The sequence below is a fragment of the Streptomyces sp. NPDC033131 genome, from assembly GCF_055578365.1.
Window position 1 is genome coordinate 261,203 of the sequence record NZ_JBVIPA010000001.1, and the last position, 24,987, is coordinate 286,189.

The 24,987-nt window shown below is 71.1% G+C and carries 21 protein-coding genes; 13 read left to right on the plus strand and 8 right to left on the minus strand.

Annotated features, from left to right (window positions below; all coding sequences use genetic code 11):
• The first annotated feature begins 114 nt into the window (after positions 1-114).
• Positions 115-1,077 carry a DeoR/GlpR family DNA-binding transcription regulator gene (locus ACZ5XS_RS01130; protein ID WP_468647123.1) on the plus strand — a complete coding sequence of 321 codons (963 nt, stop codon included), beginning with the start codon at positions 115-117 and terminating at the stop codon, positions 1,075-1,077.
• An 881-nt stretch (positions 1,078-1,958) separates the two neighbouring features.
• Here ACZ5XS_RS01130 and ACZ5XS_RS01135 read toward each other — a convergent pair.
• The gene (locus ACZ5XS_RS01135; protein WP_468647124.1) at positions 1,959-3,731 is read right to left on the minus strand and encodes an acetyl/propionyl/methylcrotonyl-CoA carboxylase subunit alpha; all 1,773 of its coding nucleotides are present in this window, start codon (positions 3,729-3,731) and stop codon (positions 1,959-1,961) included.
• Positions 3,732-4,113: 382 nt separating this feature from the next.
• Here ACZ5XS_RS01135 and ACZ5XS_RS01140 point away from each other — a divergent pair, with 382 nt between their 5' ends.
• Positions 4,114-4,599 carry a hypothetical protein gene (locus tag ACZ5XS_RS01140; protein WP_468647125.1) on the plus strand — a complete coding sequence of 162 codons (486 nt, stop codon included), beginning with the start codon at positions 4,114-4,116 and terminating at the stop codon, positions 4,597-4,599.
• A 13-nt stretch (positions 4,600-4,612) separates the two neighbouring features.
• Here the strand turns inward: ACZ5XS_RS01140 and ACZ5XS_RS01145 are convergent, their stop codons facing one another.
• Together ACZ5XS_RS01145 and mmpB are read right to left on the minus strand one after the other, a co-directional pair.
• Positions 4,613-5,233, minus strand: coding sequence for a Maf family protein (locus tag ACZ5XS_RS01145; RefSeq protein WP_217241343.1), 621 nt, complete (start codon positions 5,231-5,233; stop codon positions 4,613-4,615).
• Positions 5,234-5,267: 34 nt separating this feature from the next.
• Positions 5,268-5,396, minus strand: coding sequence for a morphogenic membrane protein MmpB (gene mmpB / locus ACZ5XS_RS01150; RefSeq protein WP_468647126.1), 129 nt, complete (start codon positions 5,394-5,396; stop codon positions 5,268-5,270).
• A 76-nt stretch (positions 5,397-5,472) separates the two neighbouring features.
• On the opposite strand from mmpB, the gene ACZ5XS_RS01155 reads away from it, so the two are divergent.
• A complete protein-coding gene (locus tag ACZ5XS_RS01155; protein WP_468647127.1) occupies positions 5,473-6,228 on the plus strand; it encodes an SGNH/GDSL hydrolase family protein in 756 nt (251 codons plus the stop codon).
• A gap of 417 nt (positions 6,229-6,645) precedes the next feature.
• Here ACZ5XS_RS01155 and ACZ5XS_RS01160 read toward each other — a convergent pair whose 3' ends face one another.
• Both ACZ5XS_RS01160 and ACZ5XS_RS01165 read right to left on the minus strand, forming a co-directional pair.
• The gene (locus ACZ5XS_RS01160; RefSeq protein ID WP_217241341.1) at positions 6,646-6,855 is read right to left on the minus strand and encodes an acyl-CoA carboxylase epsilon subunit; all 210 of its coding nucleotides are present in this window, start codon (positions 6,853-6,855) and stop codon (positions 6,646-6,648) included.
• Positions 6,856-6,863: 8 nt separating this feature from the next.
• Positions 6,864-8,474 carry an acyl-CoA carboxylase subunit beta gene (locus ACZ5XS_RS01165; protein ID WP_468647128.1) on the minus strand — a complete coding sequence of 537 codons (1,611 nt, stop codon included), beginning with the start codon at positions 8,472-8,474 and terminating at the stop codon, positions 6,864-6,866.
• 110 nt (positions 8,475-8,584) lie between these two features.
• Between ACZ5XS_RS01165 and ACZ5XS_RS01170 the strand changes: the two genes are divergently transcribed.
• The gene (locus ACZ5XS_RS01170) at positions 8,585-9,445 is read left to right on the plus strand and encodes a biotin--[acetyl-CoA-carboxylase] ligase (protein WP_468647129.1); all 861 of its coding nucleotides are present in this window, start codon (positions 8,585-8,587) and stop codon (positions 9,443-9,445) included.
• A gap of 222 nt (positions 9,446-9,667) precedes the next feature.
• Positions 9,668-10,828, plus strand: coding sequence for an adenylate/guanylate cyclase domain-containing protein (locus ACZ5XS_RS01175; protein WP_468647130.1), 1,161 nt, complete (start codon positions 9,668-9,670; stop codon positions 10,826-10,828).
• Positions 10,829-10,834: 6 nt separating this feature from the next.
• Here the strand turns inward: ACZ5XS_RS01175 and ACZ5XS_RS01180 are convergent, their stop codons facing one another.
• On the minus strand, positions 10,835-11,509 hold the full coding sequence (locus tag ACZ5XS_RS01180; RefSeq protein WP_468647131.1) for a hypothetical protein: 675 nt from the start codon (positions 11,507-11,509) through the stop codon (positions 10,835-10,837).
• A 211-nt stretch (positions 11,510-11,720) separates the two neighbouring features.
• Here ACZ5XS_RS01180 and ACZ5XS_RS01185 point away from each other — a divergent pair, with 211 nt between their 5' ends.
• From ACZ5XS_RS01185 to hutH, 3 genes are all read left to right on the plus strand, one after another.
• Entirely contained in the window at positions 11,721-12,521 is an 801-nt protein-coding gene (locus ACZ5XS_RS01185) for an enoyl-CoA hydratase/isomerase family protein (RefSeq protein WP_468647132.1), read from the plus strand.
• Between the two features lie 337 nt (positions 12,522-12,858).
• On the plus strand, positions 12,859-14,007 hold the full coding sequence (locus ACZ5XS_RS01190; RefSeq protein ID WP_468647133.1) for a GGDEF domain-containing protein: 1,149 nt from the start codon (positions 12,859-12,861) through the stop codon (positions 14,005-14,007).
• Positions 14,008-14,089: 82 nt separating this feature from the next.
• A complete protein-coding gene (hutH, locus tag ACZ5XS_RS01195; protein WP_468647503.1) occupies positions 14,090-15,628 on the plus strand; it encodes a histidine ammonia-lyase in 1,539 nt (512 codons plus the stop codon).
• A 57-nt stretch (positions 15,629-15,685) separates the two neighbouring features.
• Here the strand turns inward: hutH and ACZ5XS_RS01200 are convergent, their stop codons facing one another.
• Together ACZ5XS_RS01200 and ACZ5XS_RS01205 are read right to left on the minus strand one after the other, a co-directional pair.
• Positions 15,686-16,462 (minus strand): hypothetical protein, encoded by a 777-nt coding sequence (locus ACZ5XS_RS01200; RefSeq protein WP_468647134.1) that lies wholly within the window; start codon positions 16,460-16,462, stop codon positions 15,686-15,688.
• Positions 16,463-16,504: 42 nt separating this feature from the next.
• Positions 16,505-16,822 (minus strand): LAETG motif-containing sortase-dependent surface protein, encoded by a 318-nt coding sequence (locus ACZ5XS_RS01205; protein WP_468647135.1) that lies wholly within the window; start codon positions 16,820-16,822, stop codon positions 16,505-16,507.
• 109 nt (positions 16,823-16,931) lie between these two features.
• On the opposite strand from ACZ5XS_RS01205, the gene ACZ5XS_RS01210 reads away from it, so the two are divergent.
• The 5 genes from ACZ5XS_RS01210 (at position 16,932) to ACZ5XS_RS01230 (ending at position 24,915) form a co-directional block, all read left to right on the plus strand.
• Positions 16,932-17,351, plus strand: coding sequence for a hypothetical protein (locus ACZ5XS_RS01210; protein ID WP_468647136.1), 420 nt, complete (start codon positions 16,932-16,934; stop codon positions 17,349-17,351).
• A gap of 220 nt (positions 17,352-17,571) precedes the next feature.
• Positions 17,572-18,825, plus strand: a complete 1,254-nt coding sequence (locus ACZ5XS_RS01215; protein ID WP_468647137.1) for a L,D-transpeptidase — start codon at positions 17,572-17,574, stop codon at positions 18,823-18,825.
• Between the two features lie 135 nt (positions 18,826-18,960).
• Positions 18,961-20,427 (plus strand): ABC transporter permease, encoded by a 1,467-nt coding sequence (locus ACZ5XS_RS01220; protein ID WP_468647138.1) that lies wholly within the window; start codon positions 18,961-18,963, stop codon positions 20,425-20,427.
• A 277-nt stretch (positions 20,428-20,704) separates the two neighbouring features.
• On the plus strand, positions 20,705-21,388 hold the full coding sequence (locus tag ACZ5XS_RS01225) for an ABC transporter ATP-binding protein (RefSeq protein WP_468647139.1): 684 nt from the start codon (positions 20,705-20,707) through the stop codon (positions 21,386-21,388).
• A 287-nt stretch (positions 21,389-21,675) separates the two neighbouring features.
• Complete coding sequence (locus tag ACZ5XS_RS01230) at positions 21,676-24,915, plus strand: S8 family peptidase (protein ID WP_468647504.1); 3,240 nt, start codon at positions 21,676-21,678, stop codon at positions 24,913-24,915.
• Positions 24,916-24,987 lie beyond the last annotated feature (72 nt).

Genomic DNA, 24,987 nt, shown 5'->3' on the forward strand with positions numbered 1-24,987 from the left:
GCATAGGCGCCGGGATTAGGCCCTATACCACTTCCTGTCCCTGTGTGCGAACATCTTCTGCAATTCGGCGCAAACTGCTGAAAGCAGGCGGTCGTTGGGGTTACTGTCAGTTTCGTGTTCGCTGCAGAACGTCGCCAATTGATCCTCGAAATGGTGCGAGCGAACGGGGCCGTGTCGCTCCGTGAGCTCGCCCGCGTCGTCCAGACCTCCGAAGTGACCGTACGGCGGGACGTGCGCGCACTGGAGGCAGAAGGACTCCTCGACCGCCGACACGGCGGTGCGGTATTGCCGGGCGGGTTCACGCGAGAATCCGGCTTTCCGCAGAAATCCCATCTCGCGACCGCCGAGAAGACGGCCATCGCCGATCTCGCCGCGAGCTTCGTCCAAGAGGGCGAGGCCATCGTGGTCGGGGCGGGAACCACCACCCAGGAGCTGGCCCGCCGGCTCGCCCGGGTGCCCGGACTGACCGTCGTCACCAACTCCCTGTTGGTGGCCCAGGCGTTGGCCCACGCCAACCGCGTGGAGGTCGTGATGACCGGCGGGACGCTCCGCGGTTCGAACTACGCCCTCGTCGGCAGCGGTGCAGAACAGTCCCTCCAGGGGCTCAGGGTGTCGCGGGCCTTCCTCTCCGGGAGCGGGCTGACCGCCGAGCGCGGGCTGTCCACGTCCAACATGCTCTCCGCGTCCGTCGACCGGGCGCTGGTGCAGGCCGCCGCCGAGGTCGTGGTCCTCGCCGACCACACCAAGCTCGGCACCGACACCATGTTCCAGACCGTGCCGACGGACCTCATCACCCGCCTCGTGACGGACGAACCGCCCGGCCACGACGACCGGGCGGCCACCGAACTCCAGGCCCTCGCCGACCAGGGGGTGCAGATCGCCGTCACGGGGGCGTCGGAGCACCCGGGGGGTGATCAGGTCCCGGCGCGTCGGCAACAGCGCCGGGACGTCCCCCTGCCGGGCCCGCGCCGCGGGCAGGTCCCCGGCGCCGGCCCCGGACTGCGCTCCGCCACGGCCCTGGGCGAGCAGACGCCCGGCACCGAACGGGCACGGGTCGCGGACCTCCGCCGCCGCTGAGGAGGCGGGGGTTCTGAGGGAACCCGGGGCGGAGCAGTGGGTTCCGGTTTCCCCTCTCCGGTCTCCGGCGGGGGGACTGCCCGGCGCGGGGTGGGTTGGTCCCTTAACTCCCATACCGTCGCCTCAAGGGTGCTCGGGGGAGTGCGCAGGGAGATCGCCGGCGCGGACGCACGGGCTCGTGCCGGGACCGACCCGTGACCGGGAGAACGCCACCGGCACGGAGGAGTTGTGGGGCGGGCGCCGACCGCGATGATGACGCCGGTGCCCCCGCCGACGCGGGGCGCTCCGGCTTCTCGATCGACCCGCCCACCGTGTCTCTCGCCGCGGTAGCCGTACGCGACCGTCCACCTCGACCGGCACGCGAGTGCACGGCCACCGTGCACGGCCACCCCGAGGGCCGTCCCCGTCACAGACGGGTTGGTCGGCGAAGTGCCGGGTGTCACGGCGGGCGGGAGCCGACCGGCATGCCGGCCGAGCGGCCACGCCTGCTCGCACGCGATGCCGATGCCGATGCCTCAGCCCTCGCTTCGCAGGTGGCCAGGGCTGCGGGGTCGGCCCGGGGTCGCGCCCCTCGGCGGGACGCCCGCACGGGCGTCACGGGCGGCGGCCACGAACTCGCGGTCAACGGAGTACCGACCCTCCGCTCCGGCGCCGCCCACACCAGCGGCGCGATCCCGCTCGGCACGGCCCCGCTGCGGGGCCGGTCGCCCCCGCCTGGGCGGCCTGCTCCCCGGGACCATCCCGTCTCGTCCGGACGATCGCCGTCTCTCGCCGTCGGCGCCGCGGGTGTGGTCCAACGGGGGGACGAAGAAGACGAGGCGCCCGGCGGACTGGAACGATCAGTCCGCCGGGCGCCTCGGGGTGTCGTACGAAGAAGGCCGTCAGTCCTTGATCTCGCAGATCGCCGCGCCGGACGTGATCGACGCGCCGACGTCGGCGGACAGGCCCTTGACGGTGCCGGCCTTGTGCGCGTTCAGCGGCTGCTCCATCTTCATCGCTTCGAGGACGACGATCAGGTCGCCCTCCTGGACCTCCTGGCCCTCCTCGACCGCGACCTTGACGATCGTGCCCTGCATGGGTGAGGCGAGGGTGTCGCCGGAGGCGGCCGGACCGGACTTCTTCGCCGCGCGGCGCTTGGGCTTGGCGCCCGCCGCGAGGCCGGTGCGGGCCAGGGACATGCCGAGCGAGATGGGGAGGGAGACCTCCAGGCGCTTGCCGCCGACCTCGACGACGACCGTCTCGCGGCCCGCTTCCTCGTCGGCCTCGGTGTCGGCGGGCGCGGCGAAGGGCTTGATCTCGTTGACGAACTCGGTCTCGATCCAGCGGGTGTGGACCGTGAACGGGTCGGCCGAGCCGGTGAGCTCGGGGGCGAACGCCGGGTCCTTGACGACCGCGCGGTGGAACGGGATGGCGGTGGCCATGCCCTCGACCTGGAACTCCTCCAGGGCGCGGGCGGCCCGCTGGAGGGCCTGCTCGCGGGTGGCGCCGGTGACGATCAGCTTGGCCAGCAGGGAGTCCCAGGCCGGGCCGATGACCGAGCCGGACTCGACACCGGCGTCCAGGCGGACGCCCGGGCCGGACGGCGTGGCGAAGGTGGTGACGGTGCCCGGGGCGGGAAGGAAGCCCCGGCCCGGGTCCTCGCCGTTGATGCGGAACTCGAAGGAGTGGCCGCGCAGCTCCGGGTCGCCGTAGCCGAGTTCCTCGCCGTCGGCGATGCGGAACATCTCGCGTACGAGGTCGATGCCGGCGACCTCCTCGGTGACCGGGTGCTCCACCTGGAGACGGGTGTTGACCTCCAGGAAGGAGATCGTGCCGTCGACGCCGACCAGGAACTCCACCGTGCCGGCGCCGACGTAGCCGGCCTCCTTGAGGATGGCCTTGGAGGAGGCGTACAGCTCGGCGACCTGTGCTTCGGAGAGGAAGGGCGCCGGGGCCTCCTCGACCAGTTTCTGGTGGCGGCGCTGCAGCGAGCAGTCGCGCGTGGAGACCACGACCACGTTGCCGTGCTGGTCGGCCAGGCACTGGGTCTCGACATGCCGGGGCTTGTCGAGGTAGCGCTCGACGAAGCACTCGCCCCGGCCGAACGCGGCGACCGCCTCGCGGACCGCCGAGTCGTACAGCTCGGGTACCTCTTCGAGGGTGCGGGCGACCTTCAGACCGCGACCACCACCGCCGAAGGCGGCCTTGATCGCGATGGGCAGGCCGTGCTCCCGCGCGAACGTGACGACCTCGTCGGCGCCGGAGACCGGGTCGGGCGTGCCGGCCACCAGCGGGGCGCCGGCGCGCTGGGCGATGTGGCGGGCGGCCACCTTGTCGCCGAGGTCGCGGATGGCCTGCGGCGGCGGGCCGATCCAGATCAGCCCCGCGTCGCCGACCGCCTGGGCGAAGTCGGCGTTCTCGGACAGAAATCCGTAGCCGGGATGGATGGCGTCGGCGCCGGACTCGCGCGCGGCGTTCAACACCTTCTCGATGTCGAGGTAGCTGGTCGCGGGAGTGTCACCGCCCAGAGCGAACGCCTCATCCGCGGCGCGGACATGCAGAGCGTCCCGATCCGGGTCGGCGTAGACGGCCACGCTCGCGATACCGGCATCCCGGCAGGCCCGGGCCACGCGGACAGCGATTTCGCCACGGTTGGCGATGAGCACCTTGCGCACGATTGAGGCTCCCTCCTTGAAACAAGCCGAGTTTAGGGACTGCCGACACGACACTTCGACCCGTCCCCACTGGTGAGCTTGCCCACACGGAGCGTGATGCGAGGCCAGCTCGACCGCGAAATCCCTTGTCGCACCTGGGTACGCCGGACTCCTGTCGAAACCCTAGCCTTCCTTTGTGGTCAAGGTCTCTATGAGAGCGTGCTGCGGGCCACAGGGTTTCTTTGTGGAGTCCCTACGAATGGCCCAATGATTCTTTGCCCGTGGCGGAACTCTTGTCCGTGGGTGTACCGGTGAGTAGCGTTCAGCACGCCCCGCACGTACTTGGGGTAACAGCAGTCTTGCTCGGGTGGTGTCCGGAAAGCTCGGAAGTGGGTGGGGACCGGTGGTGCGCAGACCGGTGGCGTGGATCGTGGCGCTCGTGCTCTTCGTCGAGGCGCTCGGCGTCGTCGCGCTGAACTGGCTCCTGGGGACCGTCGTCGACAACCAGCAGATGTCCCTGGCCGGCCTCGACCCGGACGTGATGTCCACGTCGTCCAAGGTCAGCGGCTTCGTCTTCGGTCTCTACTTCGTCCTGTGCGGCCTGGTCGCGCTCCTGGTCGCCCTCCGCGACCGCCCGCCGGTGGGCCTCGGGCGTGTCCTGCTGGTCAGCGCGGCCGTGGTGCACGGGCTGCTGGGCGCGTTCGCCTGGGGGCTGATGGGCTGGCACGCGTTCCTGTTCATGATGGTGGTGCTCGCGCTCATCGTGCTGCTGCTGATGACGTACGACCTTCAGGGCCGGCCGGAGCCCGAGCCCGCCGACGTGACGCCGGACGGCCCCAAGGGCGGCGACGGCTCGCCGCTCGCCCCGACGACGCCCAGCGCGTCCTGACCGCTGCTGCCGGTCACTTCTCTCCGGGCGTCCACAGCTCGGTGATGCCGACGCCCAGTTCGGCCAGCAGTCGCCGCAGGAGCGGCAGGCTGATGCCGATCACGTTGCCGTGGTCGCCGTCGATGCCGTCGATGAACGGGGCCGAGCGGCCGTCGAGGGTGAACGCCCCGGCTACGTAGAGGGGTTCGCCCGAGGCGACGTACGAGGCGATCTCCTCGTCGGTGGGGTCGCCGAAGTGGACGACGGTGGAGGCGACGGCCGAGGCGTGGCGTCCGGTGGCGGTGTCGTGGACGCAGTGGCCCGTCTGGAGCGTCCCGGCCCGTCCGCGCATCGCCTTCCAGCGGGCGGTGGCCTCCTCGGCGTCGGCCGGCTTGCCCAGGGCCTCGCCGTCCAGGTCGAGCACCGAGTCGCAGCCGATCACCAGGGCGCCCTTGACCTCGGGCTTCGCCGCCACCACGGAGGCCTTCGCCTGGGCGAGGGCGAGGGCCAGCTCGGCGGGGGTCGGCGCGCTCACGGCGTCCTCGTCGACGCCGCTCACGATCACCTCGGGGTCGAGTCCGGCCTGCCGCAACAGGCCGAGCCGGGCAGGGGACTGGGAGGCGAGGACGAGTCGGCGGCGCGGCTGATCAGTCATGCGGCCAGGGTATCGGCGGCCCGCCCCGGGGCTCTCACCTCACCCCGAGCACGATCATCGCCAGCACCATGGCCAGCGCTATGAGAACGCCCAGCCGCCGAAGCATGTCCTGCGTGTCGCGCAGTTCCTTCGGCAGCTCGTTGTCGGGGTCGGACCACAGCATGTCTTCCAGCGTGCGGGGGTTTCGTGGAGGGCGCCTGAGTACGCGTACTCAACTTCGGCCCGAGCTGCGGCGAGTCATGTTCACAGCTGCCTGGACCGCGTCACCCCAGCTGCCCGCCGAGGGCTTCACCCCCAACTGGTCCCGGGAGGGCTTCTGGCGCCAGTCGGTCCGTCAGGTCGTCCGGCTCAGCGCGGGCGGTGGCCGGCTCCGGATCCGGCTCTCGAACGCGTACGGCACGTCGGCGCTGTGGGTGGCCGGCGCCACGGCCGGCCGTACGGTCGCCGGGGCCGCGGTGGACTCGCCGACGCGGCTCACCTTCCGCGGGGCGTACGACGTGACGCTTCCGGCCCGCGGGGACGCCGTCAGCGACGCCGCCGAACTCGCGGTGGCGGCCGGGGACCCGGTGGCGGTCACCCTGTACTTCGACACCACGACCGGACCCGCGACCTTCCACGCCCAGGCCTTCACGACCAGCTACCGGGGCGAGGGGGACCTGCTCACGGACGTGGACGGCGACGGGTTCGACGCGACGACCGAGTCCTGGTACTTCCTGTCCGCCGTCGAGACCGACGCCGGCCGCACCGACGGCATCGCCCTGTTCGGCGACTCGGTCACCGACGGCTTCGGATCGACCCCTGGCGCCGACCGCCGCTGGTCGGACGCGCTGGCGGAGCGTACGGGGCGGCCGGTCCTGAACGCCGGGATCGGCGGGAACCTGCTGCTCAACGACAGCGCGTGGTACGGGGAGAAGGGCGTCCACCGGCTGCGGCGCGATGTGCTGGAGCTCGCGGGGGCTGCTGATGGCAGGGGAATGTGCACGAGGTCGGTTTAACTCGATCGTGTGATGGTCGACTTCCGGGCTTGCGGCGTCCTGGTCCGTTCGGGCCACGGTGATCGTGCGATCTGGGACGCCGGGTACGGCGCCAGTGTGCGGGGCCCCCGTTCCACCGGAGTGATGGTTCAGGGCCTCCCCGTCGCCTCTGGCTGTACCCATCTGGCCAGGTCGTGAGGGAGCCGGCCTCCCGGGATCGGACCACGGACAGGATCCGTGTCGCTGCCCCGGGGTCGAGTACGCCGGGGACCAGTGCGCCCAAGACCGTTCGGGGCGTGCGGCTGAGCCGGACTCACTCCTGCTCAGTCCACAGGAACGGTACGCGGTGATGGCCGAAGCCGTCGCGCGCTGTCTGTAGCGGCGGATGCGGGGGCCGTAGGGCCCGCCGCATGGTCCCCGCCGCTCAGGGCGAATGCCTCAGCCCGGCCAGTAGGTGCGGCTCCATGCCGTGGGCCCCGGCTCCGGGAGCCGGTGTGCCGCGATGCGGGACGGGTCCGACCAGGCGTCCCGCGGGGTGGGCGCGCCGGGCGGGGCTTCCGCTGCCGCCGCGGCGCGGGCGCGGACCACCGCCAGAGCGGCGGCCAGCTCCTCGGGGGTGGGATTGCCCCGTACGACCTTGATCGTCATGGCGGCTCCTAGAGGGGGATGTTGCCGTGCTTCTTCGGGGGCAGGGTTTCCCGCTTGGTACGCAGCTGACGCAGGCCGCGGACGACGTGGCGGCGGGTTTCGGACGGCATGATCACGGCGTCGATGTAGCCGCGCTCGGCCGCGATGTAGGGGTTGAGGAGGGCGTCCTCGTACTCCTGGATGAGCCGGGCGCGGGTGGCCTCCAGGTCCCCGGCGGCCTCCGCCTCGGCGATGGTCCGGCGGTGCAGGATGTTGACCGCTCCCTGGGCGCCCATCACGGCGATCTGGGCGGTCGGCCAGGCGAGGTTGAGGTCCGCGCCGAGGTGTTTGGAGCCCATGACGTCGTAGGCGCCGCCGAAGGCCTTGCGCGTGATCACCGTGATCAGCGGGACCGTGGCCTCCGCGTACGCGTAGATCAGCTTGGCGCCGCGGCGGATGATGCCGTCGTGCTCCTGGTCGACGCCGGGCAGGAAGCCGGGCACGTCCACGAAGGTGATCACCGGGACGTTGAAGGCGTCGCAGGTGCGCACGAAGCGGGCGGCCTTCTCGCTGGCCTTGATGTCGAGGCAGCCGGCGTACTGCATCGGCTGGTTGGCGACGATGCCGACGGGACTGCCCTCCACCCGCCCGAAGCCGGTCAGGATGTTCGGGGCGAACAGCGGCTGCGTCTCGAAGAACTCGGCGTCGTCCAGGACGTGTTCGATCACCGTGTGCATGTCGTACGGCTGGTTCGCGCTGTCCGGCACGATCGTGTCCAGCTCGCGGTCCTCGTCGGTGAGGGCGAGGTCCGCCTCCTCCGGGAAGGCCGGGGCCTCGCTGAGGTTGTTCGACGGCAGGTACGACAGCAGCTGCTTGACGTACTCGATGGCGTCCTTCTCGTCCCCGGCCATGTGATGGGCCACGCCGGAGGCGGAGTTGTGGGTGCGGGCGCCGCCCAGCTCCTCCATGCCGACGTCCTCGCCGGTGACCGTCTTGATGACGTCCGGGCCGGTGATGAACATGTGCGAGGTCTGGTCGACCATGACGGTGAAGTCGGTGATCGCCGGCGAGTAGACCGCGCCCCCCGCGCACGGGCCGACGACCAGGCTGATCTGCGGGATCACACCCGAGGCGTGGGTGTTGCGGCGGAAGATCTCGCCGTACGCGCCGAGGGAGGCGACGCCTTCCTGGATGCGGGCGCCGCCGGAGTCGTTGATGCCGATGACCGGGCAGCCGGTCTTCAGCGCGAAGTCCATCACCTTGACGATCTTCTGGCCGTAGACCTCGCCCAGCGCGCCGCCGAAGACGGTGAAGTCCTGGGAGAACACGGCGACGGGGCGGCCGTCGACCGTTCCGTAACCGGTGACCACGCCATCGCCGTAGGGGCGGTTCTGGTCCAGGCCGAAGTTGGTGGAGCGGTGCCGGGCGAACTCGTCGAGCTCCACGAAGGAGTCCTCGTCGAGCAGGAGCCCGATCCGCTCGCGGGCGGTCAACTTGCCCTTGGCGTGCTGCTTTTCGACGGCGCGTGCGGAGCCGGCGTGCGTCGCTTCCTCGATGCGTCGCTGGAGGTCCGCGAGCTTGCCCGCGGTGGTGTGAATGTCGATCCCTGGGATCTCGTGACGCGCTTCCGGCTCGGACATCGGGATAGGGCTCCCTGCCTGCTCAAAAGGGGGGACGGTTACTCATCCGTAGAGTAGTGGGGTGCCCAGGGATCAGCAGTGCGGTGTTTACCACACCTAGGGTGGGTTGCATGACGCCGCGAGATGCCTCAGACGACAGCCGCTGGTCCGACCTGGACCGCCCGCCGCTCAACGGTGCCGCGTTGCGCAGGGCCCTGGTGCGGGACGGCGGTCTGTGGTCCGGCATCGAGGTCGTGCAGCTCACCGGATCCACCAACCACGACCTGGTGGCGCTGGCCGACTCCGGCAAGGCGGCCGAGGGCGCGGTCCTCGTCGCCGAGGAGCAGACCGCCGGGCGGGGCCGCCTCGACCGGCAGTGGACCGCGCCGGCCCGATCGGGCCTCTTCTTCTCCGTCCTGCTGAGACCGACCGACGTCCCGGTGGCCCGCTGGGGCTGGCTCCCGCTGCTCACCGGCGTCGCGGTGGCGACGGGCCTGTCGCGGGTGGCGGGCGTCGACACGGCACTCAAGTGGCCGAACGACCTGCTGGTGACCGTGGCGGGAGAGGAACGCAAGGCCGGCGGCATCCTCGCCGAACGGGCCGGGAGCGACGGGGTGGTCGTCGGCGTCGGCATCAACGTCACCCTCCGCGCGGACGAGCTGCCGGTGCCGCAGGCCGGATCACTGGCGCTGGCCGGGGCCGTGAGCACGGACCGCGACCCGCTGCTGCGGGGTGTACTGCGGTCCCTGGAGGACTGGTACGGGCGCTGGCGGGCGGCCGGGGGCGACCCGATGACGAGCCGGCTGCAGGAGGCGTACGTGGCGGGGTGCGCCACGCTCGGGCGGACGGTGCGGGCGCAGCTGCCCGGGGATCGGTCGGTCGTCGGCGAGGCGGTGGCGGTGGACGGGGACGGACGCCTGGTGATCGCCACGGAAGAGGGCGTACAGGAGCCGGTGGGAGCGGGCGACATCGTGCACCTGCGACCCGCGTGAGCCGTACGCCCACGGGGGCGCGGGGCCGTGGCGAGCTGCGGCTCCGCCGCGTGGGCGAGGCCGGCCGCACCCGGCCCGCGGCCGCCCCCGACACGAACCACCCCCCTCTCTCCCCTCTCTCCCCGGCTCCACCTGGCGGAGCGAAGGAGTGAGCTACCGCACACCTGCCGTAAAGTGAAGGCCGGTCGAGAACTGACCGCAGCAGATCGGAAGGCAGCAGGCGTGACCGTCGACGACACGGGCTCCGGCGCGGACGCGGACGGCCGGGCGGACCCTCCACAACTCCCGGCTTCGCTCGAGCAGGGGGACCCCCAAGCCGCCGAGTCCGGCGCTGACCCGCTCGCCCTGCGCATCGAACAGCTCATCCTGGGCGCCGAGCGGCGCTACACCCCCTTCCAGGCGGCCCGCAGCGCGGGCGTCTCGGTGGAGCTGGCCACCCGCTTCTGGCGGGCGATGGGCTTCGCCGACATCGGGCAGGCCAAGGCGCTCACGGAGGCCGACGTGCTCGCGCTGCGCCGGCTCTCCGGTCTGGTGGAGGCGGGGCTGCTGAGCGAGGCGATGGCCGTGCAGGTGGCTCGCTCCACGGGGCAGACCACCGCCCGGCTGGCGGAGTGGCAGATGGACTCGTTCCTGGAAGGGCTGACCGAGCCGCCCGAGCCCGGCATGACCCGTACCGAGGTGACGTACCCGATCATCGAACTGCTCCTGCCCGAGCTGGAGGAGTTCCTCGTCTACGTCTGGCGCCGCCAGCTCGCCGCCTCGGCGGGCCGGGTCGTCCAGACGGCCGACGACGAGGAGATGGTCGACCGGCGCCTCGCCGTCGGCTTCGCCGACCTCGTCGGGTTCACGCGGCTGACCCGCCGCATGGAGGAGGAGGAGCTCGGCGAACTCGTCGAGGCCTTCGAGACCACCGCCGCCGACCTGGTCGCCGCGCGCGGCGGGCGGCTGGTGAAGACCCTCGGCGACGAGGTGCTGTACGCGGCGGACGACGCGGGCGTGGCCGCCGAGATCGCCCTGCGGCTCATCGAGACCATGGCGAACGACGAGACCATGCCGGAGCTGCGCGTCGGCATCGCCTTCGGCACGGTCACCACCCGTATGGGCGATGTCTTCGGTACGACGGTCAACCTCGCCTCCCGGCTGACGTCGATAGCCCCGCGCGACGCCGTCCTCGTCGACAGCGCCTTCGCCGAGGAACTGATCCGCACCGGCGACGCGCCGGCCTCCGAGGCGGAGGCGGCCGAGGCCGCGGCGGCCGCCGAGAAGGAGGGCGAGGAGCCGCCGGTGTACCGCTTCGCCCTGCAGCCGATGTGGCAGCGCCCGGTGCGCGGACTCGGCGTGGTCGAACCGTGGCTGCTGACGCGGCGGAGCGGGCAGCCGTAGTGCTCCTCAGTCGTGCCGGGCGGCCAGCGGGTCCACACACACGGCGATGACCGGCACGCACAGGCCGGGCCCGTCCGGGCGTTCCGGCTGTTCCGGCTGTTCCGGCTGTTCCGGCTGCGGGGCCGGGGGAGTCGTGGCCCTGCTCGGCGTGGGTGTCGGGGCGGGCTGCGGGAGCCGGCCGCCGGACATCGAGGGCCTGGTCGCGGCGCTGGGTACTGCCGTGACGGCCGGGTTCGGCGCCTGCGGGATCGTCGTGGACGTCGGCCGGGACGACCCCGCGGCCGCGGTGGGGGCGAGGGACGCTCCCGGCGTGGGCAGCGCGCCCGGACCGCCCATCACGGTGGTCGCCGACGGGCCGGCCCCGGGGACGACGGCCGAGACGGTGGCGGCGGCATGGGTCGCCCGGTCCGCGCCGGCCTTCTGGTCCACGCGCGGCTCGGCCTCCGTGGTGGCGAGGCCGTCGACGCCCGCGTCGGGGGTCAGCCGTAGGAGGCTCAGCGCGCCCGCCGCCAGTGCCAGGCCGCCGGCCGCGAGCAGCACCTTGCGGGGCCGGGGGCGGCGGTGCCGGCCGCGGGGGCTCCACAGCCGGGTTCCGACGCCGTACGACTCCGGCAGTACGGTCGCCGCGCCCTCCGCGCTGTCCCTTCCCGCCTTCGCCGCCGGTGTGTCCGTCGTCGTCATCGTGATCCCTCCCCATGCGCCCGCGCCCCCTGTGCGCTGTGGCGGACGCACGGTATGCGCTCCTTTGCGTGGTGGGTCGGGAGATGGGCGTGTTATCACTCGAACGGGGTGTCGGGTGGGGATGCGGGAACCGGCCGGGCCTTTCCTGTGCGGGGTTCGCCTGCGATGATCAGGGCAACGGATGTTAACCGTCGTTAACCGGGAGGGTGCCATGAGCGAGGAGCGGTTCGGGGAGTTCGTGCGGGTACGGCGGCACGGGGACGGGCACGTCGCGGAGCTGGTCCTGGACCGGCCCAAGGCCATGAACGCGGTCTCGACGGAGATGGCCCGCTCGCTCGTCGGCGCGAGTGCGGCGCTGGGCGCGGACCCTGACGTGCGGGTCGTCGTGGTGACCTCGACCCATGAACGGGCCTTCTGCGTGGGGGCCGACCTGAAGGAACGGAACTCCTTCAGCGACGCGGACATGTTGCGGCAGCGGCCGGCGTCGCGCGGCGCGTACACCGGCGTCCTGGAACTGCCGGTGCCGGCGATCGCGGCCGTGCACGGCTTCGCCCTGGGCGGCGGCTTCGAGCTGGCGCTCTCCTGCGACCTGATCGTCGCGGACCGTACGGCTGTGGTGGGCCTGCCGGAGGTGTCGGTCGGCGTGATTCCCGGAGGCGGCGGCACGCAGCTGCTGCCGCGGCGGGTGGGGGCGGCCCGCGCGGCCGAGCTGATCTTCACGGCCCGGCGCGTGGAGGCCGAGGAGGCGGCCTCCCTGGGGCTCGTCGACGTGCTGGTGGAGGCGGGGCAGGACCGCGAGCAGGCGTTGGCGCTGGCGTCCCGTATCGCGGGGAACTCGCCGGTGGGGCTGCGGGCGGCGAAGAAGGCGTTGCGGCTCGGGCAGGGGCTGGATCTGCGGGCCGGGCTGGAGGTCGAGGACGCGGCGTGGCGCGCGGTGGCGTTCTCGGGAGACCGGGCGGAGGGCGTGGCGGCGTTCAACGAGAAGCGGCGTCCTTCTTGGCCGGGGGAGTAGAGGTACCGGACCGCACCGCACGCACCGCACCGCACCGCGCCTTGGCCTGAGACGCCAGGGCCTGGCGGGTCCGGCGTCCGCCGGGGCGGGCGCCTCGACGGGCTTCTCGTCCGGCGCCTCCCGGGACGAGAAGCAGTCCGGCGTCCCTTCGCCCCCCCGGCCACTTCCGGCGCAACCGCCTCGCCGACCGGCCGCCGCCGCCCCTGCACTTCCGGACGTGCCCATCCCCCGCCCACCCCCGCCGAAGCGGCCCTCGCCCCGTGCGGAGCGCCAGGGGCGGTCACCCCACCGCCGCATACAACGCCCGGTTCGCCCCAAAACTCCCTAGCCTGGTGGGATGGGTGAGGACAGTCGGCTCGCGGGCGTCGTCGCGTTGGCGCAGGGCATGGCCGCCGCGCACAGCTCGCGGGAGGTGTGGTGGGCTGCCGCGAGCGGGGCGTACCGGGCGCTCGGGGGCAGTTTCGCCGCGCTGTCCGTGTGGGAGCGGGAGCTCGGGCGGCTGCGGGTGCTGGTGAACGTGGGCGAGCGGGCCGAGGACGAGGAGGAGTTCCCGGACGCCGAGGCCTACCCGGTGCACCAGTTCGCCGAGATCACCGAGTTCCTGCACGAGCGCTGGGCCGGGGGCGGTGAGCCCGACGCCTGGGTGGAGACCGCGGAGGGGCCCGCCGCGGGGCGCCGTCCCGGTTACGTCCATCAGCGTGTCGCCGCCCTGCGCCGCCGCGGCCGCGGCTGCTGCGTGGTCGCGCCGATCGTCCTGCACGGCCGGGCCTGGGGCGAGCTGTATGTCGCCCGGCCCGTCGGCGCTCCCGTCTTCGACCGCGAGGACGCCGATTTCGCCACCGTCCTGGCCTCCGTGGTCGCCGCGGGCATCGCCCAGACCGAGCGGCTGGAGGAGGTGCGGCGGCTGGCGTTCACCGACGCCCTGACGGGCCTGGCCAACCGCCGGGCGGTGGACTCCCGCCTGGACGAGGCGGTCGAGCGGCACCGCAGGGACGGGGCGGTCGTCAGTCTCGTCGTCTGCGACCTCAACGGACTCAAGCGCGTCAACGACACCTGCGGGCACGCCGTCGGCGACCGCCTCCTCGAACGCTTCGGCTCGGTCCTGTCCCTGTGCGGCGCCATGCTTCCCGGCGCGCTCGCCGCCCGCCTGGGCGGCGACGAGTTCTGCCTGCTCACGGTCGGACCGTCCGCCGACGACGTCGTCAAGGCGGCCGACGAGCTCTGCCGCCGGGCGGCCGAACTGGAGTTGGGGGAGGGGGTCGCCTGCGGGGTCGCGTCCACCGAGGACCCCATCGGGCCGGTGCACTCCGCCCGCCGGCTGTTCCGGCTCGCCGACGCGGCCCAGTACCAGGCCAAGGCCGAGCGGTCCCTCCGGCCGGTCGTCGCCGGGCGCGCGGGGCCCGACGATCCGGTCGTGCGACTGGCCGACGAGCCCGCCGTCGAGCAGCCGTCCGCCGAGCGTCGCCGCTTCCGCGGGCGTGGCTGAAGCGTGACCCCTGAGTAAGGGGCAAACCCGGCCCCCACTGGTGACATCCGGGAATTCACTGCGTACGCTCCTGAATATGGATATGCACACTGTGGTGGTGGGGACGTCCGGGGTCACCGCGTCCGACGTCCTCGCCGTGGCGCGCGCCGGCGCCCGGGTCGAGCTCTCCGGCGAGGCGGTCGCGGCTCTCGCCGCCGCCCGCGGCATCGTGGACGCGCTGGCGGCCAAGCCCGACCCCGTCTACGGCGTGAGCACCGGCTTCGGCGCCCTGGCGACCCGGCACATCAGCCCGGAACTGCGGGGCCGGCTGCAACGCAACATCGTCCGCTCGCACGCCGCCGGCATGGGGCCGCGGGTCGAGCGTGAGGTCGTACGGGCCCTGATGTTCCTGCGGCTCAAGACCGTCTGCTCGGGACGCACGGGCGTACGCCCCGAGGTCGCGCAGACCATGGCCGACGTCCTGAACGCCGGCATCACCCCGGTCGTCCACGAGTACGGCTCCCTGGGCTGCTCCGGCGACCTGGCCCCGCTGTCCCACTGCGCCCTGACGCTCATGGGCGAGGGTGACGCCGAGGGCCCGGACGGCGTCGTACGCCCTGCCGGAGAGCTCCTGGCCGAGCACGGCATCGCGCCCGTCGAGCTCCGCGAGAAGGAGGGGCTTGCCCTCCTCAACGGCACCGACGGCATGCTCGGCATGCTGATCATGGCCCTCGCCGACCTGGACACCCTCTACAAGTCCGCCGACATCACGGCCGCCCTGTCCCTGGAGGGCCTGCTCGGCACCGACAGGGTCCTCGCCCCCGAACTGCACGCCATCCGCCCGCACCCGGGGCAGGGCGCCAGCGCCGCCAACATGCTGGCCGTGCTGCAGGGTTCGGAACTCACCGGCCACCACCAGGACGACGCGCCCCGCGTCCAGGACGCCTACTCGGTGCGCTGCGCTCCCCAGGTCGCGGGAGCGGGCCGCGACACCCTGGCGCACGCCCGGCTCGTCGCCGAGCGCGAACTGGCCTCGGCGGTGGACAACCCGGTGGTGCTCCCCGACGGGCGCGTCGAGTCCAACGGCAACTTCCACGGCGCCCCGGTCGCCTACGTCCTCGACTTCCTGGCCATCGCCGCCGCCGACCTCGCCTCCATCGCCGAGCGCCGCACCGACCGGCTGCTCGACAAGAACCGCAGCCACGGGCTGCCGCCGTTCCTGGCCGACGACCCGGGCGTCGACTCCGGGCTGATGATCGCCCAGTACACGCAGGCCGCGCTGGTCAGCGAGATGAAGCGGCTCGCCGTACCGGCGTCCGCGGACTCGATCCCGTCCTCCGCGATGCAGGAGGACCACGTCTCCATGGGCTGGTCGGCCGCCCGCAAGCTGCGCACGGCCGTCGACAGCCTCACCCGCGTCCTCGCCGTCGAGTTGTACGCCGCCACGCGCGCCGTCGAGCTGCGCGAGGGGCTGACCCCGGCGCCGGCGTCCCGGGCCGTCATCGACGCCGTACGGGCCGCCGGGGTCGCGGGTCCGGGTCCCGACCGCTTCCTGGCGCCCGACCTCGCCGCGGCGGACGCCTTCGTCCGCGCCGGGCACCTGGTGGCGGCGGCTGAGACGGTCACCGGGCCGCTGCGGTAGGCGGCGGCGGACAGCACGGGGCCCCGCCGGTCCGCCGACCGACGGGGCCCCGGTCGGTCACTTGAGCTTGGCGCCCTGCGCGTCGATCACGGCGGCCGGGATGTCGTAGGCCTTGCCGGTCGTGAGCGCGGCGAAGTTCACCGAGTAGAACGTGGCGATGGTGCTGCCGTGCCGCACCACCTCGGTGTGGAAGGTGCCCGACTCGCCGTCCGCACCGGAGTCCACGGCGAACGCCACCGACTCGTCACCGGCGCCGGAGGCCTTCTCGGTGGAGATCTTGGTGATCTTCGTGTCCGTACCGTCGGCGGTGAAGCCGAACCCGCCGGAGCAGGCCGCGACCCCGTCGGAGACGGCCTTGAAGGCCTTCTCCGCGCCGTCACCCTCGTACGAGGAGAGGCCCACATAGGTCGCGGTGAGGTTGAAGGCCTCGGCGAAGTCGCCCGCGGAGGCGGCGTCCGTCGGGGCGTCCTCGGTGACGGTGTTGCTCGCGCTCGCGTCCGTGTCGCCCGGCGGCAGCGCGGCCATGGCGTAGGCGACGGGCTCGCACTCGGCCTTGTCGATGTTCTTCAGCACGCTCTTGGACTTCGGCAGGGTGTCGTCGCCGGAGGTGACCTTGTACCCCTTGACGTCGCCCTGCGCGAGCAGCAGCTTCTCCAGCTCCGCCGCGCTGTACGCCTTCGCGGCCGTCGTCGGCGACGAGGACGACGAGGCCCCGGAGTCCGCGGAGCCCTTGGGGTCGTCGGACCCTTCGTCGGAGCAGCCCGTCATGAGGGCGAGCGACAGCACGCTCACGGCAACCGTGGCGCCTATGCGCGCGCCCGATGATCTCTTCATGAGCGGACTATGAAGGTTTCCTCAAGAACCCGTCAAGCCGGTTTAAAACCCGAGGCGTTCCCGGCGTACCGAATAGACCACGAACCCGGCGCCCAGCGCCAGGCAGAGGGTCCCGCCGGCGACGTACGGCGTGGTGTCGAAGCTGCCGGTGTCGGCGAGCCGGGTGGTGTCCCCGGTCGTGCTGCTGGTGTCCGTGGACATGGCCCGTGCCTGGGTCGTGACCTGCGACGTCGGTGGCGCCGAGGGCTCCGTTCTGGCCGGCTGGTCCCCCGTGGCGTTGGCGGAGGGGACGAACCACAGGGCGCCCAGAAGGGTGCCCGCGGCGGTGGCGGTCAGCAACGAACGTCGTGCAGGTGACACGGAATATCGATCCCCTTGTGGCGCTGGCGAATTGGCCGTGTGGGGCGATGTTAGTGAAAGGTGCGGGTCACGGGAAAGTCACGGGAGGGATGAGCCTTACGCTCCGGGCATGAGCACTCCAGAGACATCACGTTATGTACGTCTTCGCGTCGATCTGATTCTCGAGGTCGACGACGCGGGAGCGGTCACCGAGGCCGCGCTGGGGCGGATCGCGGACGACACCGACATGCCGGCCGACGAACGGGCACACGCCGAGAGCGCTGTGACGGAGGACACCGCGGAGGCCCTCGCGTATCTCGTCGACCCGTTCGACCTGGTCAGCGAGATCCCGGGGGTCGAACTCGCCCAGGCCTCCTGGTCCAGCGAGCGGATCGACCACGACCCCGATTCGCCCGACTGGGGCCTGGACGAGGATGATGTCGACGACGACGAAGACGACGACGGCGACGACGGCGTATTCGACGGTGACGGCGAGGTCGAGGACGACCACGAAGTCGACGGTGACCACGAGAACGAGCGGGTCGGCTGACGTTCCTTGGGAAAATTGTGACCCCGGGCGGCAACCGCTGTCCGGGGTTTCGTCGTCTCATGGGGCGCACGGCCCGAACCCCGCACCGCCCGCCTCCGGGAACGTGGTGTGCCCCACACCTTCGAAGAATGTGGAACGGGACGAACCGGTCGTAGCGTTGAAGGTTCTTGACGGGGACTCTCGGGTTTTTGGGGATTCGGCAACGATGGAGAAGCGTGTGATGACCAACAGTAGGCGGCGCAGGGGCCTGACGGTCGCGTCCGCACTGCTCGGCGGTGTGCTGGTGCTCTCGGCGTGTTCCGGTGGAGGCGACGACGCCTCCGGGAGCGACGGCGGCAAGGACACCTCACAGGCCAAGGTCGACGAGGCCGCGGCCGAGAAGACCTCCGAGGCCCAGATCAAGATCACGCCCAAGGACGGTTCGGACAACGCCTCCATCAACAACTCCGCCGCCGTCACCGTGAGCAAGGGGACGCTCACCGACGTGGCGATGACGACCGCGGACGGCACCGCGGTCAGTGGCGAGATATCCGCCGACAAGACCAGCTGGAAGCCCAGCGTCCAGCTGGAGCGGTCCACCACCTACAAGCTGACGGCGGAGGCGAAGGACGCCGACGGGCGCGTCGCTCACGAGAACGCCTCGTTCACCACGGTCTCCCCGACCAACAGCTTCATCGGCAACTTCACGCCGGACGACGGCACCACCGTCGGCGTCGGGATGCCCGTGTCGATCAACTTCGACAAGGCGATCACCAACAAGGCGGCCGTCCAGAAGGGCATCACCGTCTCCTCGACCAGCGGCCAGGAAGTCGTCTGCCACTGGTTCAACGCCAACCGCATGGACTGCCGGCCCGACGACTACTGGCAGGAGAACTCCACCGTCACGCTGAAGCTCGCGCTCGACGGTGTCGAGGGTGCCTCCGGTGTCTACGGCGTCCAGCAGAAGACGGTCACCTTCAAGATCGGCCGCAACCAGGTCACGTACGTCGACGCCAAGACCAAGCAGATGAAGATCACGCAGGACGGCAAGACCGTCAAGACCATCCCGATCTCCGCCGGTGCGCCCGACAACAAGACGTACGAGGGCCAGATGGTGATCTCCGAGAAGTTCAAGGAGACCCGGATGAACGGCGCGACGGTCGGCTTCACCGACGACGACGGCAAGGGCGAGTACGACATCAAGGACGTGCCGCACGCCATGCGTCTGACCACGTCCGGCACCTTCGTGCACGGCAACTACTGGGGCGCCAAGTCCATCTTCGGCAGCGTGAACACCAGTCACGGCTGTGTGGGCCTGTCGGACACGAAGGGCGCCGACGACCCGAACACGCCGGGCGCGTGGTTCTACAACAACTCGATCATCGGTGACGTCGTGGTCGTTCAGAACACCGGCGACAAGACGGTCTCGCCGGACAACGGTCTGAACGGCTGGAACATGAGCTGGGCCGACTGGAAGGCCGGTTCGGAGGCCTGACCGACCCGGAGTTCACAGCATTCCGATGCCGCCCCCCGGGGCGGCATCGGTGTTTTCGGGGCCGGACACAGCCTTCTCATGCTCCTTTTATATGAGCCTTATCCCTTCATCACGTGCCGTACCTACCGTTCGGCCATGTTCTTCACCTACCTGAGGCGCGAGCTGCGCCGCCGCAGAAAAGCGGCCCTCGTCGTCGCCTCCGGACTCGCGCTGGGTATCGCGCTCGTCATCGTGGTCACCTCCGTGTCCTCGGGCATGGGCAGGGCCCAGGACAAGGTCCTCCAGTCCCTCTACGGTCTCGGCACCGACATGACCGTCACCAAGGCGGCCCAGCCACAGGCGAGCGCCTCCGACCGGCCGCGCTTCCGGTTCGACGCCCAGGACGACTCCGGCGCGGAGCAGAGCACCGACCGCGTCCTGGTGCAGGGCTTCGAGACCCTCTCCACCGCGACCGTCACCAAGGTCGGCAAGCAGACCGGCGTCTCCGGCGCGGTGGGCGGCCTCAGCCTCCAGGTCGTCCAGGTCAACGGCGAGTTCACCCGCGGCCAGGTCCAGCAGAACGGCGAGGGCGAGGGCCGGCAGGGCGCACCCGGAGGCCAGGGCGGCGGCACGGGCCAGCCGCAGGGCGAAGTGCAGGGCGGTGGCGCCGACTTCGACGTCAACAGCTACTCCGTCTACGGCACCGACGTCACCGAGCCGGCCCTCGGCCCCCTGACCTCCTCGAAGATCACCAGCGGCCGTACGTTCACGTCGTCGGAGGCCGACGCCAAGGTGGCCGTCGTCGACTCGGCGTACGCCAAGGAGAAGAAGCTCAAGGCCGGCAGCACCGTCACCATCAAGAGCGTCGCGTACAAGGTGATCGGCATCGCCACGGCCGACAGCGGTGACGCGGCGGCCAACGTCTACATCCCGCTGACGCAGGCTCAGACGCTCAGCGACTCGAAGGACAAGGTCACCACGGTCTACGTCCGGGCGACCGACTCCCAGAAGATCGACAGCGTCAAGTCGGCCATCCAGAAGAACGTCTCCGGTACGACGGTCACGACCTCCGCGGACCTCGCGGACACGGTGTCCGGCTCTCTCTCCACGGCCTCCTCCCTCGCCACCAGCGTCGGCAAGTGGCTGTCGATCGCGGTGCTCATCGCCGCGTTCCTGGTCGCCGGTCTGCTGACCTCCTCTGCCGTCTCGCGCCGGGTGCGCGAGTTCGGCACGCTGAAGGCGCTGGGCTGGAAGTCGGGGCGGGTGACCCGCCAAGTCGTCGGCGAGGCGATGGTCAACGGCCTGGTCGGCGGAGCGCTGGGCATCGCGCTGGGGCTGGCGGGCGCGTATGTCGTGACAGCCGTCAGCCCGACGCTGCAGGCGCAGTTGGGCGGCGGTTCGGGTGGCGGCGGCGGCTTCGGGGGCGGCGGCTTCGGGGGTGCCGGCGGAGGTCCGCGGGCCGCAGCCCGGACGCTCGACGTCGCGCTCACCGCGCCGGTCAGTCTGACGACCATCGGTGTCGCGGTGGGGCTCGCCGTGGCGGGTGGGCTGATCGCCGGGGCGTTCGGTGGCTGGCGGGCTTCGCGGCTGCGGCCGGCCGATGCGCTGCGGCGCGTTGAGTAGCTGACGTCGGCTGGGGCTGAGGGTGGGTGCGCTTGCCCGCGCCGGCGGGGTGCCGCTGCGCCCACCCTCCCCCACTCTCGGCTTCGCTCGAGCGGGGGGACCCCCATCGCCCCAGCGGCACGACTGCCCGCAGCTACGCACGGGCGGGGGTGCCGCTGCGCCCCCTCCACCACTCTCGCCTTCGCTCGAGCGAGGGGACCCCCCATCGCCCCAGCGCCACGACTGCCCGCAGCTGCGGCGGGATCCATAGACCTCTTACATCCCAGGAGTTGTCCCCATGTACGAACTCAAAGGCGTCACCAAGCGCTACAGCCGAGGCAAGGAAACCGTCGACGCCCTCGACGGTGTGGATCTCACCATCGGCGACGGTGACCGTCTGGTCATTCAAGGCCCCACCGGCGGCGGCAAGTCCACGCTGCTTCAGATGCTCGGCGGCCTCGACCGGCCGACGTCCGGCGAAGTCGTGCTCGACGGCACCGACATGGCCAGGCTGTCCGAGGCCCGGCTCACCAAGGTGCGCAGCGAGAACATCGGCTTCGTCTTCCAGAGCTTCAACCTGATCCCGACGCTCACCGCGCAGGAGAACGTCGAGACCGCGCTCGTCCCGCTCGGCGTGAAGGGGAAGGAGCGGCGCGAACGGGCCGCCGAGGCGCTGAGGTCGGTCGGGCTCGGCGAGCGGCTCGGGCATCTGCCGGGCGAGATGTCCGGCGGTCAGCAGCAGCGCGTCGCCATCGCCCGCGCGCTGGTCAAGCAGCCGAAGGTGCTGCTGGCCGACGAACCCACCGGAAACCTCGACGAGTCGATGCGCGACGAGATCATGGACGTACTCGAAACCATGTGGAAAGAGCTCGGGCTGACTTTCATCATGGTCACCCACGACTCCTCGATCGCGAAGAAGGCCCCGCGCGTTGCCACGATCCGCAAGGGGAAGATCACGGTGAAGGAGAACGCCCTGTCGTAACCGCGAACTCGTGGCAGCGAAGTTCGGAAATGGCCGGAGACATTCGCTTACCCGACGATCGTGTAACAGAGCCTTCCTGTCAGGTGTCTGTCTATTGAGGTGCCTGATCACCCCCCGGCATACTGCGAGTTCCGGGGGGTGCACGGGTATGCGTGCGAGACCACCCCCGGCCGGGTGAACGGGGAATTCACCTGGTACTTCTGCAAGGGGGAAACTTGCGCAGACAAGTGAAAAGAGCATGCGCGGCCACGATAGCCACGGCCGCGGCAGTGGCCCTGGCGGCGGGCATGACCAGCCCGGCGTCGGCCGAGCCCGAGCAGCGCGCGACCGGCGCCGCCCAGCTCACGTCCCACCACCGCATCACGCTGATCACGGGTGACCGCGTCTCCGTCGACACCAAGGGCCGCGTCGTGGGCCTGGAGCGGGCGAAGGGGCGGGAACACATACCCGTCCAGATCCGCAAGGCCGACGGACACACCCTCGTGATTCCGGCCGACGCGGCCCGGCTGGTCGCCACCGGCAAACTCGACCAGCGGCTCTTCGACATCACCGAGCTCAACAAGTCGGCGACCCGCACCTCCCAGAAGAACGGCCTGAAGGTCATCGTCGGCTACAAGGGAGCCGCGACCGCCACCAAGAGCGACGTCCGCGACGCGGGCACCCTGCGCCAGACCCTCGAGTCCCTGAACGCCGACGCCGTGCAGACCCCGCACGAGGACGCGCCGGACCTGTGGGACGCGGTCACCAACGGCGACAAGACCGCCTCCGGCATCGCGCACGTCTGGCTCGACGGCGTCCGCAAGGCCAGCCTCGACAAGTCCGTGCCGCAGATCGGCGCTCCGAAGGCGTGGTCGGCCGGCTACGACGGCAAGGGCGTCAAGATCGCCGTCCTGGACACGGGCGTCGACGCGACCCACCCGGACCTCAAGGACCAGGTCGTCGCGGCGAAGAACTTCACCCCGGCCGCCGACACCAGCGACAAGGTCGGCCACGGCACGCACGTCGCGTCCATCGCGGCGGGCACCGGTGCCAAGTCCGGCGGCAAGTACAAGGGTGTGGCGCCCGGCGCCGACATCATCAGCGGCAAGGTCCTGGACGACACCGGCTCCGGTGACGACTCCGGCATCCTCGCCGGCATGGAGTGGGCGGCCGAGCAGGGCGCCCAGGTCGTCAACCTCAGCCTCGGCGGCATGGACACGCCGGAGGAGGACCCGCTGGAGGCGGCGGTCAACAAGATGTCCGCCGAGAAGGGCATCCTCTTCGCGATCGCGGCCGGCAACTCCGGCCCGGAGTCGGTCGGTTCGCCGGGCAGCGCGGAAGCCGCGCTCACCGTCGGCGCCGTCGACGACAAGGACGTTCTCGCGGCCTTCTCCAGCACGGGCCCGCGGCTCGGCGACGGCGCGATCAAGCCGGACGTCACCGCCCCCGGCGTGGACATCACGGCCGCGTCCGCCAAGGGCAGCCAGATCGAGCAGGAGGTCGGCGAGAAGCCGGCCGGCTACCTGTCCATCTCCGGTACGTCGATGGCGACCCCGCACGTGGCCGGTGCCGCCGCGATCCTCAAGCAGCAGCACCCGGACTGGAAGTACGCCGAACTCAAGGGCGCGCTGACCGCCTCCACCAAGGGCGGCAAGTACACCCCGTTCCAGCAGGGTTCGGGCCGTATCCAGGTCGACAAGGCCATCAAGCAGACCGTCTTCGCCGAGCCGGTGTCGGTGAGCTTCGGCACGCAGCAGTGGCCGCACACCGACGACAAGCCGGAGACCAAGAAGCTGACGTACCGCAACCTCGGTACGAAGGACGTCACCCTCACTCTTTCCGCGACCGCCACCAACCCCAAGGGCGCGGCGGCTCCGGCCGGCTTCTTCAAGCTGGGCGCGACCAAGGTGACCGTCCCGGCGAACGGCGGCACGGCGTCCGTGGACGTCACCGTCAACACCAAGCTGGGCGGCACGCTCGACGGCGCGTACTCCGCGTACGTGACGGCGACGGGCGGTGGCCAGAGCGTCCGTACGGCCGCTGCCGTCAACCGTGAGGTGGAGTCGTACGACGTCACCGTCAAGCACCTCGGCCGGGACGGTCAGCCGTCCGACGGCTACAACACGCTGCTCCTCGGCTACTCGGGCCTCGGCAACGGCCGTGACTACCAGGTTCCGGTGGCCGCCTCCGGCACCACGACCATGCGGGTGCCCAAGGGCACCTACCTGCTGGACGCCTGGATCGCGAAGGACTTCGTGAACCTGGAGGGCGGACTCGACTGGCTGGTCCAGCCGAAGCTGAACGTCACCAAGGACACCTCGGTGACGGTCGACGCCCGCAAGACCAAGTCGGCCGACATCACGGTGCCCGACGCGCAGGCCAAGCAGACCGGCGCGATGAGCAACTACTTCTTCGAGCCGGCGGGCATCGGCATCGGCGTCGGCCTCGAGAAGTTCGCCGACCTGCGGATGGCCCACCTGGGTCCGGAGGCCGCCACCGGTCTCACCCAGACCTGGAACGGCCAGTGGACCAAGGGCGCGAGCGCCGAGTACGACGTGGCCACCACCGCCAAGGTCAAGAAGATCCAGGGCGACAAGGTCCGGCACTTCAAGGCGAGTGAACTCGCCACGGTGAGGAACAACCTCGGTGCGGCCGCCTCCGGCAAGTCCGGCGGGCTCGTCACCTGGGGTCTCTTCCCCGAGGACGTGGTCATCGGTCTCCCGGTGGAGCAGAAGCTGCCGGGTGCCCGCACGCTGTACCTCTCGACGTCCGACAAGATCCAGTGGACCTTCGACTTCGAGCAGTACGCCGGCAAGGACGCGGACGGCTACCCGATCCTCGACGCGTACTACACGCTGGGCGACCCGCAGACCTTCAAGGCGGGCAAGAAGTACACGAAGACCTTCAACACCGCGGTCTTCGGCCCGCACCTGAACGCGGACTACGGGCTCTTCCGCGAGGGCAACGGCATCTACGGCGACCTGCCGCTGTTCGCGGACTCGTCGGCCCACTTCGGTCTGTCGGACTTCACGTCGGTCACCACGTCGCTGTACCGCAACGGCACGAAGGTCGGCACGCATGACGACCCGCTGTTCGGCGAGAAGGAGTTCAAGGTCCCATCCGGCGACGCCGAGTACAAGCTGACCACCTCGGTCAAGCGGAGCGTCAAGGTCGCGGCCGCCTCCACGCGGATCGACGCGAGCTGGACCTTCCGCTCGAAGAAGCCGACCGGCGACATGGCCAAGCTGCCGGCCTCCATGGTCCGCTTCAACGCCAAGACGGGCCTCGACAGCAAGGTCGAGGCGGGCAAGACGGTGTCGATCCCGGTCACCGTCGAGGGCGCGGCCAAGGGCTCCAACCTGAAGTCGCTCGCGGTGTACGTGTCGTACGACTACGGCCAGACCTGGAAGAAGGTCACCGTGAAGAACGGCAAGATCACCGCGAAGAACCCGGCGAAGGGCAAGGCCATCTCCTTCCACGCCAAGATCGCCGACAAGAAGGGCAACAAGTCGACGATCTCGATCTACAACGCGTACTACGGGAAGTAGAACGCCGGCTCATTGAGCGCTGAGCGAAAGGCCTGCCGGAGGTACAGCCTCCGGCAGGCCTCTCGTGTTTCT